Genomic DNA, 11,373 nt, shown 5'->3' with positions numbered 1-11,373 from the left:
GCGTTTCTCAGTGCGTCCGGTAGTACTCGCCGACGGCGACCGGCCCGGCCCGGGCGGTCAGTTCGCGGACGCCGTCGCCGGTGAGTCGTTCCCGGTGATCAGGGTGTCGGCGAGCCGCTCGGCGGTGGACACGTCCAGTGGGCCGTGGCCGAGCAGGAAGCGGTACCAGAACACCCCGTAGACCTGGTCCACGATCAGGTCGAGGTCGGCGTGGTCGGCCAGTTCGCCGCGCTCGCGGCCCCGGGTGAGGAGTTCGTGCAGTGCGGTGCGCCGGGTGGCGGTGAAGGTCTGCATCAGCTCGGCCAGGTGCGGGTCGCGGGCGGCCTCGCGGGCGACGGTGCGCAGCGCGGAGGCGGTGGTGCCGCGCTGAGCGGCGTCGAAGGTGGTCCCGATGAAGGCGCGCAGGTCGGTGCGGAGGGTGCCGGTGTCAGGGTGGTCGGTGACGTCCTGGTCGGCGCGGTCGGTGAGGGCGTCCAGCAGGACGGCGCCCTTGGAGGGCCACCAGCGGTAGACGGTCTGCTTGCCGACGCCGGCCGTGCGGGCGATGGCGTCGATGGTGACGGGCGTGCCGTCGGAGTCGGCGAGCAGGCGGAGTGCCGCGTCCAGGATCGCCCGGTGGGCCGCCTCGTTGCGGCGGCGGCCGGTGTGCGGCCGGACGGCGGAGGCCTGCTCGGCCGAGGGGTCGCTCTTGCTCATCGTGGTCCCTTTCTCCCTTCCCCCGCTTGACAAGACTAACAGTCTCGGCAACCATCATTACCGGAACTAGCGGTCTCGACAATAACTCGAGCAAGCCGGAAAGGCCCGAACATGAGCACTGCAACGAACCTCTTCGCCGGACAGCACGTCGTCGTCATGGGCGGCAGCTCGGGCATCGGCGAGGCGACCGCGACCGCCTTCGCCGCCGACGGCGCCGAGGTCGTGATCACCGGCCGCGACCACGAGAAGCTGGACGCCGCCGTCGCCCGGATCGGCGGCAAGACCAGCGGCGCCCGGCTCGACGCCACCGACCCGGCCGCGCTGGCCGCCTTCTTCGCCGGGGCCGGCGCCGTCGACCACCTGGTGGTCGCGGTCAGCGGCGCGGCCGGCAGCGGCCCGTTCGCCGAACTCGACTTCGCCGATCTCGCCCACGGCTTCGACGCCAAGTTCTGGCCGCAGGTCCGGGTGCTCCAGGCGGCCCTGCCGCACCTGCGCAAGGACGGCTCGGTCACCCTGATCACCGCCGCCTCGGCCCGCGCCGCCATCCCCGGCACCGTCGGCCTGGCCGCCATCAACGGGGCCCTGGAGGCGATGGTCCCGCCGCTGGCCGTCGAACTCGCCCCGCTGCGGATCAACGCCGTCTCGCCCGGCGTCATCGACACCCCGTGGTGGGACCGCGTCCCCACCGAGCAGCGCGCCGCCCTCTTCGACGGCCTGGCCGCCACCACCCCGGTCGGCCGGGTCGGCCGGCCCGAGGACGTCGCCCGGGCGATCCACATGTTCGCCGCCAACACCTTCGTCACCGGCGTGGTGCTCGACTGCACCGGCGGGGCCAACCTGCCCACCGGGCGCTGAGCCCTGCTGGAACGCCGACGGCCCGGCCCGGGATCGCCCCGGGCCGGGCCGTTCCGGCGCACCGCTACGGCACCTGGTGCGGCACCTGGTGCGCCGGCTGATGCGACGGCTGGGGCGTCACCACTCCGCCACCCGGTAGTCCTTGAGGAACACCCCCGACACCGGGTGCCCGGCCTCGCCGCGCACGATCGGGTCGTAGACCCGGGCGGCGCCGTCCACGATGTCCAGCGGGGTGCGGAAGCCCCGGGCGGCGATCCGGGTCTTCGTGGGCGCCGGGTTCTCGTCGGTGATCCAGCCGGTGTCCACGGCGCACATGTGCACGCCCTGCGGGGCGAGTTCGGCGGCGCTGGTGCGGGTGAGCATGTTGAGCGCGGCCTTGGCCATGTTGGTGTGGGGGTGGCGCGCCGTCTTGTTGCGGACGGCGAACCGGCCCTCCACCGCAGTGACGTTGACGATGTAGCGGGCGGGGTGCGGGGAGGCGAGCAGCAGCGGAAGCAACCGGTCGCAGAGTAGCGCCGGGGCCAGGGCGTTGACCAGCTGGGTCTCCAGCACCTCAGCCGGATCGAGCGAGCCGAGCGTGGTGGACCAGGAGTTGACGGGCGCGAGGTCGGGCAGCAGTCCGGCCTCGTCGGTGAGGTCCAGCAGCGAACCGGCCCCTGAGGGCAGTTGGGCGACATCGGTGAGCGGGCGGAACCCGGGGGCGTGGGTGACGGCCCGGCGGTCGGTGCCCGGCAGGGCGGTGGACTCCCCGGCCGCCAGCAGGGCGTACGACTCCGGCGGGCGCCGCAGGGTCTGTGCGGCGTTGTTGACCAGGATGTCCAGCGGCCGCCCGTCGGCGCGCAACTCCTCAGTCAGGCCGAGGACTTGGCGCGGATCGCGGAGGTCGATGCCGACCACGGTGAGCCGCTCCCACCACTGCCCGCTGCCCTCGGCGGCGCGGAAGCGGCGGACGGTGTCCTGCGGGAAGCGGCTGGTGACGATCAGCTCGGCGCCGTCCCGCAGCAGCATCAGCGCGAGCTGGAATCCGATCTTCACCCGCCCGCCGGTGAGCAGTGCCCGGCGCCCGCGCAGATCGGTGGAGAGGTCGCGGCGGGCGGTGTTGTCGGCCGCGCAGTCCGGGCAGAGCATGTGGTAGAAGCCGTCGACCTGGCGGTACGGCTGCTTGCAGACGTAGCACTTGCGCGGGACGAGCAGCTCGCCGACCGGCCCTCCCGCAGGCGGGAGCGGCGTGTCCTCGCGGCGTTGCCGGGCGCCGGTCGCGGTGGCGGCGAGCAGCGCGGCGTCGGCCTGCCGGACGGCCTGCTTGGCCTCCTGGCGGCGGCGTTTGCGGCTCTCCACCACGAAGGAGCTGAGCTGGCGCTCGGCGTGCAGCCGGGTGCGGTCCTGGAAGGGGAGGTCGCGCAGGCGGCCCAGGGTGGTGCTGAACGCGCTGAGTTCCTCGGGGGTGAGGCCCGCCGCGCAGGCGGCTTCGCTGGTCGTGGTGTCGGTGATCAGCTGATGGTGGTCGTCCCGGACCGTCATGTCCGCCCCCTCGTTCCGTACAGGTGGGAGGGACTGTAGTGGACGGTCCGGGAGGATGAGATGCCAATTTCTCCGGCTGTCCGGCCTGCTCAGCCGCAGTCGGAGGTGAGCGAGCCGACCCGGCGGCCGTCCAGCTCGTGCTTGCCGAAGCCGGAGAGTTCCTGCTCGTCCCCGGCGAACCTGGGCTGGTCGTTCAGGCGGATGATGCAGCCGAAGTCGTCCGGGAGCGGGTCGACCGCGGAGTGCGGGAAGATCGGCGGCTCGATGTCTTCCAGCTCGCGCAGTCGGAAGCCCTCCTTGGTGATGTGGGCGTCCTCGTCGAGCAGCAGGCGGCCGGTCAGGTTCGGGCCTTCGAACAGGCAGAGGTGGCCCTTGGGGCAGTGGACGGCCGCGCGGGAGGCCGGGGCCGCGTGGACGGCGGGGGCGGTCGCGGCGGCGAGGCCGAGGGCGGCGGCGGAGGCGAGGGCGGCGCGGATCAGGCGGTGACGCACGGGGGCTCCCAACACGAGGTGGTGACCGACGGTGTCGTCGGCGTCACCGCATGCTAGATGGTTCCTGGACGAACGGTCGGCGCCACGCGGGCGGCCGGGCGGCCCCGGGGAACGGGCCGGGGCGCCGACGGCCCCCCGGTCCGCCGGGGCCCCGGAAGTGCTGCGGCTCAGCCCGTGTACTGGCTGAAGACCTTCGCGAACTCGTACGGCTGCTGCGGGATGTTGGTGCACTTGGCCAGCGAGCCGGTGCAGGCGTTGGCGTCCCGGGTGGCGTCCCAGAAGGCGAGCAGGCCGAGGTGGTTCTGCTTGGCGAAGGTCACCAACTGCTGGGCCGCGGCCTGGTTGTAGATCTGGTGGTCGTCGTTCTCGCCGATCATCGGGGTGACCCCGACCATGGCCCACAGCCGGGCGTCGGTCTTCGCCGGGTAGAGCGCCTTCAGCTGGCCGAAGGTCGCCTGCGCGGCCTGGACGGCGGCGTTGCCGTAGTCGCTGCCGGAGCGGTAGTAGTCCATCGCCATGACGTTCACCAGGTCGAGGTCGACCCCGGCGTCCCGGGCGGACTTGACGACGGCGACGCCGTCGCTGGTCAGGCCCTCGGGCAGGACGGGCAGGGTGAGCGAGACCTTGAGGCCCGGGTGGGCCTGCTGCAGCTTCGCGAGGGCGGCGGAGCGGCGGTCGTTGGAGGCGGTGTCGGCGATCGCCGCGCCCTCGATGTCGTAGTCGACGTAGCGCAGGTTGTAGGCGTTGACGACCGCGTCGTACTCGTTGAACAGCGAGTCCACCGAGGTGCAGGCGGCGGCGAGTTCGGTGCCGCTGGCGCCGCCGAAGGAGAGCTTGACGTCGCCGCCGGCCGCGCGCAGCGCGTCGACCTGGTCCTTGGCCCAGCCGGTGCGCGGGTCGTAGGCGTTGAACCAGCTGGCCTTGCAGCCGACACCGGTGACGAAGCCCATGGTGTAGCCCTTGACGCCGCCGGCCTTGGCCATGTCGGGCATGGACGGGGTGGGCCAGGCGCCCATGTCGATGTACGGGGCGACCGGGAGCGCGACGTTCGGCGGCGGGGTGGTCGGGCCGCCGGTGGGGGTTCCGCTCGGCGGGGTGGTCGGCGGGGTGGTCGGGCCGCCGCCGGGGCCGGTGAGGGTGACGTCGTCGGCGAGGTAGGCGCCCTGCCCGTACCAGCCGTGCAGGTAGACGGTGACGCTGGTGGTGCTCGGGCCGGTGGTGAAAGCGGCCGACAGCTGCTGCCAGCTGGCGCCGCCCGGGGTCCACACGGCGGGGTCGGTGACGCCGCTGCCGGTGGCGCCGAGGTAGACGTACTGGCCCTGCACCCAGGCGCTGAGGGTGTAGCTGGTGTTGGGCTGGACGCTCACGGTCTGGCCGCACTGGGCGGTGTCGCTTGCGCCGACCGCCCCCTTGAGTGCGTACGTCCCGCTGTGCGCACCGGAGTTGACGATGCTCCCGGTGGTGGCGGAACAGCTCCACGGGGAGAGTGCGCCGCTCTCGAAGCCGCCGTTGGCGAGCAGGTCGACGTCGGCGGCACCGGCGTTCCCGGCGAGGGTGGCGAGGCCGCCGGCGGCGAGCACGGTGGCGGCGGCGAGGCTCAGCAGTTTGGTCCGGCCGGCGGGGCGGCGGTGGGTGGGGGCGTGCTGGGGCGCGCTGGGCATGGGGGTGCCTCTCGGGACGTGGGGCCGCCCGCGCCGTGAAGGGGGGGGAGACACGGGGCGGGCGGCAGCATGGGGGCTGGTCCGGTGCGGGGAGGAGCGCGGTGCTGAGGATCAAACTGGACTAGACCAGCTGTGCACGTCAAGCACTTCCGGGCTTCCGGGGTCCTCCGAGGGCGGGTTTTAGGGCGGGTTCAAGGAGGCCTGTCGGTCAAAGTTCCGGACTCGCAGCCGAAGTGACTGATCGTCAGTCATGATCGATCGCGGGCACCGCCCCACAGCAGGACCAGCCGGAACCAGACAGGAGCACCGTCATGCGCAACGCCCCGTTCGGCAGCAACGGCCCGGAGATCGGCGTCATCGGCCTCGGCTGCATGGGGATGACCTTCGCCTACGACGTGGGCAGCCGGGACGACGAGAAGTCCGTCGGGGTGATCCGCCAGGCGCTGGACCTCGGCGTCACCCTGATCGACACCGCCGACATGTACGGCCCGTACACCAACGAGGAGGTGGTCGGCGCCGCGCTGGCCGGCCCCCACCGCGAGCGCGCCTTCCTGGCCACCAAGGTCGGCATCGTCCCCGGCGGCAGCGGCCAGGACGCGGCCCGCGACGGCAGCCCCGAGCACGTGCGGCGCTCGATCGACGACAGCCTGCGCCGCCTCGGCACCGACCACCTCGACCTCTACCAGCTGCACCGGGTCGACCCGGCCGTCCCGATCGAGGAGACCTGGGGCGCGCTGGCCGAGACCGTCCGGGCCGGCAAGGTCCGCCGGATCGGGCTCTCCGAGGTGGGCGTCGAGGAGATCCGGCGGGCGCAGGCCGTGCACCCGGTGGCCTCGGTGCAGTCCGAGCTGTCGCTGTGGACCCGGGACGCACTGGCCGAGGTGCTGCCGTACACCGAGGAGCAGGGCATCGCCTTCCTGCCGTACTCGCCGCTCGGCCGGGGCTTCCTGACCGGCAGCATCACCTCCCTGGACGAGCTGCCCGAGGACGACTTCCGCCGCCGGCTGCCCCGCTTCCAGCAGGAGGCGCTGCAGGCCAACCTGGAGCTGGTCGGGCGGGTCCGGGAGGTCGCCGAGCGGATCGGTGCCTCGCCCGCGCAGGTCGCGCTGGCCTGGGTGCTGGCGCAGGGCCGGTACGTCTTCCCGATCCCGGGCACCAAGACTCCGCGCTACCTGCTGGACAACGCGGGCGCGGCCGCGATCGAGCTCTCGGCGGCCGACCTGGCGGAGCTGGACGCGCTGCCGGACGCGGCGGGCGGGCGCTACTACTGAGCCACCGGGCGGGCCCCGGGGCCCGCCCGTCGCTCCATGACCCACACCTGCTGCCGCCCGGTCTCGCCCGGCGCCCGGACTGCGGCCTCGGTGACCCGGTCCAGCCGGTAGCCGAGCTTGCGCGGGACGGCCGCGCTGGCGCCGTTCGCCTGGTCGCAGCGGATCTCCACCCGGGCGATCCCGGGCAGCGCCAGCGCGGCCTCGGTCAGCGCCCCGGCCGCGGCGGTGGCGATGCCGCGGCCGACGTGCCGGGCGGCGACCCAGTAGCCGATCTCCAGCGCGCCCGGGCCGATCCGCCCGTGCAGCCCGAGGGCCGCGACCACCCGGCCGGGCGCCGCGTCCAGGTCGGCGAGGTACATGAAGTCCGTTCCGGCCTCCCAGGCGGCGGTGCCGGCCCGGGTCCGCTCGGCGGTCCGGGCCCGGCTGGGAGCCTCGCCCGCCCAGTCCAGCCAGGGCCGCAGGTGCTCCAGGTTGGCGTGCACGGCCCGGTGAAGGGCCGGCGCGTGGGTGCTGCGGCGGCGGTGCAGGGAGAGGCCGCCGGGCAGCCGCAGCAGTTCCGGCGGCCGCCCCGCGGTCACCTCCGGCGCCGCCCGGGAGGGCTCGCGGGACGGCCGCGCCCGCCCGCAGGACTGCGACTGTGCTGGGCTCATGGCGGCGATTATGTCCTTGGCCCGGACCTGCCACATCCGGACGGAGGCGCATCCGGGACCCCTCCGTCCGGCGGGTGCGTTCGCTGCGCCCGGCGCGTCGGTCCCGGGCCGCGGGCGCGTCGTGCCCGGTGCCCCCGGCGCGTCAGAGCCTGATCATCACCTCGTCGAGCTCCTTGCGCCGCAGGTCCGGCACGCGCGCCCCCTCGGCCGGGTAGCCGACCGGGATCACATAGGCGGCGCGCTCCTCCGCCGGGCGGTCGCACACCTCGTTGAGGAAGCGCATCGGGCTCGGTGTGTGGGTCAGCGTCGCCAGCCCGGACTGGTGCAGCGAGGCCAGCAGCAGCCCGACCGCGATCCCCACCGACTCCTTGGTGTAGTACGGGCGCGGCGAGTCGGGGCCCTTGTGCACCTCGAAGACCACGATCACGGCCGGCGCGTCCTCCAGGAACGGCTTCCGCCAGTCGGTGCCGATCGGCGCCAGAGCCGCCAGCCACTCCTCGGACGCCCGGTGCCCGTAGAACTCGCGCTCCTCCGCCTCGGCCGCCTCGCGCAGGAGCCGCTTGCGCTCCGGGTCGGTGATCACCACGAACCGCCAGGGCTGGACGTGGGCGCCGCTGGGAGCGGTGCTCGCGGTGCGCACGGCCCACTCGATCACCCCGTCCGGGATCGGCTCGGTGGAGTAGTCGCGGACGGTCCGGCGCTGCGCCATCACGTCGTGGAAGGCCTTGCCGCGGGCCTCGGCCTGGTGGGCCGGCACCGTCATCGGGGTGAGCGGGACGGTCGGGTGGGGCGTCCCCGCCACTGCGCTGTCAATCGTGTCAACCATGGCCGACAGCACAGCACATGACGGCCGCTCCGGGAAGAGGTAGAGACCAATTCCGGGAGCGGCCGACCATCGCGAGCGGCGGGCTACCGCGCGGGGCGTCGGCGCGGGGCTTCAGCGTGGGGGCTACAGCTCGTGCACCCGGCCGTCCCGGACCTCGATCCGCCGGTTCACCGTCACCGTGTCCAGCATCCGCCGGTCGTGGGTGACCAGCAGCAGGGTGCCGGTGTACGAGCCGAGCGCCGACTCCAGCTGCTCGATCGCGGGCAGGTCCAGGTGGTTGGTGGGCTCGTCCAGCACCAGCAGGTTGACCCCGCGCGCCTGCAGCAGTGCCAGCGCGGCCCGGGTGCGCTCGCCGGGGGAGAGGGTGCCCGCCGGGCGCCGCACGTGCACCGCCTTGAGGCCGAACTTGGCCAGCAGGGTGCGCACCTCCTCCTCGGTGAGCTCCGGTACGGCGGCCGCGAAGGCGTCCGACAGCGGCTCCCCGCCGAGGAAGAGCCCACGCGCCTGGTCCACCTCGCCGACCACCACGCCCGAGCCCAACGCGGCGTTGCCGGAGTCGAGTTCGAGCCGACCGAGCAGCGCGGCCAGCAGGGTGGACTTCCCCGCCCCGTTGACGCCGGTGATGGCGACCCGGTCGGCCCAGTCGATCTGCAGGTCCACCGGGCCGAAGGTGAAGTCCCCGCGCTTGGCGACGGCCGCGCGCAGGGTGGCCACCACCGAGCCGGAGCGCGGCGCGGCGGCGATCTCCATCCGCAGCTCCCACTCCTTGCGCGGCTCCTCGACCACGTCCAGCCGTTCGATCATCCGCTGGGTCTGCCGGGCCTTGGAGGCCTGCTTCTCGGTGGACTCGGTGCGCTTCGCCTTGGCGTTCTTGTCGTTGTCGCCGCTCTTGCGACGCGCGTTGCGGACGCCGTGCTCCATCCAGTTGCGCTGCATCTGCGCGCGGGCCTCCAGCGAGGACTTGGTGTCCGCGTACTCGTCGTACTCCTCGCGGGCGTGCCGACGGGCCACCGCCCGCTCCTCCAGGTACGCCTCGTAGCCGCCGCCGTACAGGTTGACCTGCTGCTGGTGCAGGTCCAGCTCCAGCACCTTGGTGACGGTGCGGGCCAGGAACTCGCGGTCGTGGCTGATCAGCACGGTGCCGGCGCGCAGGCCCTTGACGAAGGACTCCAGCCGCTCCAGGCCGTCCAGGTCGAGGTCGTTGGTGGGCTCGTCCAGCAGGAACACGTCGTAGCGGGAGAGCAGCAGCGAGGCCAGGCCGGCCCGGGCGGCCTGGCCGCCGGAGAGCGCCGTCATCGGCAGGTCGAGGGAGACCTTCAGGCCGAGCGAGTCGGCCACCTCCTCGGCCCGCTCCTCCAGGTCGGCGCCGCCGAGGTCCAGCCAGCGGTCCAGGCTCGCCGCGTACGCGTCGTCGGCGCCCGGGCGGCCTTCGACCAGGCCCTCGGTGGCCTCGTCCAGCTCGGCCTGGGCGGCCGCCACGCCGGTGCGCCGGGCCAGGAAGTCGCGCACCGACTCGCCCTCGCGCCGCTCCGGCTCCTGCGGCAGGTGGCCGACGTTGGCGCTGGCCGGGCTGAGCCGCAGCGAGCCGCCCTCGGGGGTGTCCAGGCCGGCCAGCAGCCGCAGCAGGGTCGACTTGCCGGCGCCGTTCACGCCGACCAGGCCGACCACGTCGCCGGGGGCGACGACCAGGTCCAGGCCGGAGAAGAGGGTGCGTTCGCCGTGGCCGGCGCTGAGGTCCTTGACTACGAGTGTGGCGCTCATGATGGGGCCGATTGTAGGAGGACCGGGGCCCGAGCCGGAAAAGCCGGGGCCGCGAGCCGGAAGAGCCGGGGGCCGCGAGCCGGAAGGGCCACGGGCCCGGAGCCGGAAGGGCCGGGGGCCGCGACCACGCCCGATCGGCGGTCGCGGCCCCCGGACGGGCGCTACCCGTGGATCACTTGGCCTTCTTGGAGAAGTAGTCGAACATGTGCGCCGCGACGTCCTCCAGGTAGGGGCCGGCCTCGTAGGTGTTGGCGCCGTTGCCGACGGAGGTGTCGCTGACCAGGGCCGGCTTGCCGTCCTTGGTGGTGTACCAGCCGCCGCCGCTGCTGCCGCCGGTCATGTTGCAGCCGATCATCAGCATCGCCGGGCGGCTCGGGTCACCGGGCTTGGCGGCCGGCTTGCCACCGTCGCAGTGCTCCAGCTCGACGCCGTCGAAGGGCTTGCCCTCCGGGAAGCCGTAGTTGGCGACGGAGGCGAGCTGGTCGCGCGGGGCGTTGAACCACAGCGGCACCGAGCCGCCGACGGTCTCCTCCAGCGACTTGCCGTTCGGGTCCGGGTTGGCGACCTTGATGATGCCGAAGTCGTACTGGCTCCACGGGCCGCCGCGCTCCGGGTCGGCCTCCTGGGTCCACTGCGGGGAGACCATGCCGGCGGTCGCGCCCCACTCGCCGTACGGCTCGGCGTCGTCCAGCTTGGACTTCTGCTTGTTGCCGTTGCTCAGCACGCCGTTGCTGTTGAAGGCGGGGGCGAAGGTGATGTCGGTGTAGTACTTGTTGCCCTTGCCGCCGTGCAGGCAGTGGCTCGCGGTCCACACCAGGTTGCTCTTGCCGGGGTTGGCCGGGTCGGAGACGACGGTGCCGGAGCACACGTAGTCGTCGTTGCCGTCCTTGAAGAAGATCTTGCCGTTGACGTGCATGTTCTTCGGGAACGGGTGCGCCACCGGCTTCGCCGCGATCACCGAGGGCAGCTGGTCCGGGCCGGTCGGCGGCTGCGCGCCGGTGGGCTGGGCCGGGGCCGCGCCGGTCGGCTGGGCGGTCGGCTGGGCCGGCGCCTGCGAGGGGCTCTGGGTCGGCGCCTGGGGCAGCGGCTTCGGCTTGGCGTTCAGCAGCTTCTGCAGGGTCCAGTAACCCTTGGCCGCCGGGGTGATCACGTTGGCCTGGGCCCACTTGTCCCAGTCCTCGAGCTTCCAGGTCTTCAGCTCTTCGACCGTCGGCAGCTTGATCGGAGCCGCGCCCGGCTTCCCGGAGGCGCTGGCCGCGACCGACGGCGCGGCGGTCTGGGCACCGGCCGGGTCACTGTTGTCCGGCCCGCAACCGGTGGCGACCACCATGGTCAGCGCGGCGACGGAAGCGCCCAGGACGGCACGGCTCGGCCGGGATATCGGTGACATGAGTTCAAATCCCCCTGTTGACTACCGCCATACGGCCCGTTCTCCTCGGGTACGGCCCCGGGGCCGCAGGTATGGCAGGTGAGGAGTCTGCCATGCGGATAAGGAACTCCTTACACCCGGCCCCGGCCGGTACGAGGCTGTCACCGGATCGGCACGGGATCGGCACCGGGCCTCCGGCCGGGCTCCTCCTCCGGGTTCCGTGCGGCCTTCCTCTCCGGTCTCCGTGCGGCCCTCGAAAATCGGTTGCATGC

The 11,373-nt window shown here is 73.3% G+C and carries 10 protein-coding genes; 2 read left to right on the top strand and 8 right to left on the bottom strand.

The features are described 5' to 3' along the window. Nucleotides 1-57: 57 nt before the first annotated feature. Nucleotides 58-696: a TetR/AcrR family transcriptional regulator gene (locus ACFWIS_RS16690; RefSeq protein ID WP_380456278.1), complete on the bottom strand. Its 639-nt coding sequence runs from the start codon at nt 694-696 to the stop codon at nt 58-60. A 111-nt stretch (nt 697-807) separates the two neighbouring features. On the opposite strand from ACFWIS_RS16690, the gene ACFWIS_RS16685 reads away from it, so the two are divergent. After that, a complete protein-coding gene (locus ACFWIS_RS16685) occupies nt 808-1,551 on the top strand; it encodes an SDR family oxidoreductase (protein ID WP_380456280.1) in 744 nt (247 codons plus the stop codon). A gap of 117 nt (nt 1,552-1,668) precedes the next feature. Here the strand turns inward: ACFWIS_RS16685 and ACFWIS_RS16680 are convergent, their stop codons facing one another. The 3 genes from ACFWIS_RS16680 to ACFWIS_RS16670 all read right to left on the bottom strand — a co-directional run bounded on the left by ACFWIS_RS16680 (nt 1,669) and on the right by ACFWIS_RS16670 (nt 5,224). After that, the gene (locus ACFWIS_RS16680; RefSeq protein ID WP_380456282.1) at nt 1,669-3,072 is read right to left on the bottom strand and encodes an SDR family oxidoreductase; all 1,404 of its coding nucleotides are present in this window, start codon (nt 3,070-3,072) and stop codon (nt 1,669-1,671) included. 89 nt (nt 3,073-3,161) lie between these two features. Continuing rightward, on the bottom strand, nt 3,162-3,563 hold the full coding sequence (locus tag ACFWIS_RS16675) for a peptidase inhibitor family I36 protein (protein ID WP_380456283.1): 402 nt from the start codon (nt 3,561-3,563) through the stop codon (nt 3,162-3,164). 167 nt (nt 3,564-3,730) lie between these two features. Next, nucleotides 3,731-5,224, bottom strand: coding sequence for a carbohydrate binding domain-containing protein (locus ACFWIS_RS16670; protein WP_380456285.1), 1,494 nt, complete (start codon nt 5,222-5,224; stop codon nt 3,731-3,733). A 311-nt stretch (nt 5,225-5,535) separates the two neighbouring features. On the opposite strand from ACFWIS_RS16670, the gene ACFWIS_RS16665 reads away from it, so the two are divergent. Next, nucleotides 5,536-6,495 (top strand): aldo/keto reductase, encoded by a 960-nt coding sequence (locus ACFWIS_RS16665; RefSeq protein ID WP_380456287.1) that lies wholly within the window; start codon nt 5,536-5,538, stop codon nt 6,493-6,495. Here ACFWIS_RS16665 and ACFWIS_RS16660 read toward each other — a convergent pair. From ACFWIS_RS16660 to ACFWIS_RS16645, 4 genes are all read right to left on the bottom strand, one after another. Then, entirely contained in the window at nt 6,489-7,145 is a 657-nt protein-coding gene (locus ACFWIS_RS16660) for a GNAT family N-acetyltransferase (RefSeq protein WP_380456289.1), read from the bottom strand. The genes ACFWIS_RS16665 and ACFWIS_RS16660 overlap by 7 nt on opposite strands. 142 nt (nt 7,146-7,287) lie before the next feature. Next, nucleotides 7,288-7,971 (bottom strand): nitroreductase family protein, encoded by a 684-nt coding sequence (locus tag ACFWIS_RS16655; RefSeq protein ID WP_380456291.1) that lies wholly within the window; start codon nt 7,969-7,971, stop codon nt 7,288-7,290. A gap of 123 nt (nt 7,972-8,094) precedes the next feature. Then, a complete protein-coding gene (locus ACFWIS_RS16650) occupies nt 8,095-9,732 on the bottom strand; it encodes an ABC-F family ATP-binding cassette domain-containing protein (RefSeq protein ID WP_380456293.1) in 1,638 nt (545 codons plus the stop codon). A gap of 172 nt (nt 9,733-9,904) precedes the next feature. Next, on the bottom strand, nt 9,905-11,122 hold the full coding sequence (locus ACFWIS_RS16645; protein ID WP_380456295.1) for a hypothetical protein: 1,218 nt from the start codon (nt 11,120-11,122) through the stop codon (nt 9,905-9,907). Between the last annotated feature and the right edge of the window lie 251 nt (nt 11,123-11,373).

This window comes from Kitasatospora sp. NPDC127060 (assembly GCF_042724935.1).
GTDB lineage: Bacteria > Actinomycetota > Actinomycetes > Streptomycetales > Streptomycetaceae > Kitasatospora.
Note: the sequence above shows the minus strand (reverse complement) of the source record. Positions and strands in the feature narration are given on the sequence as shown.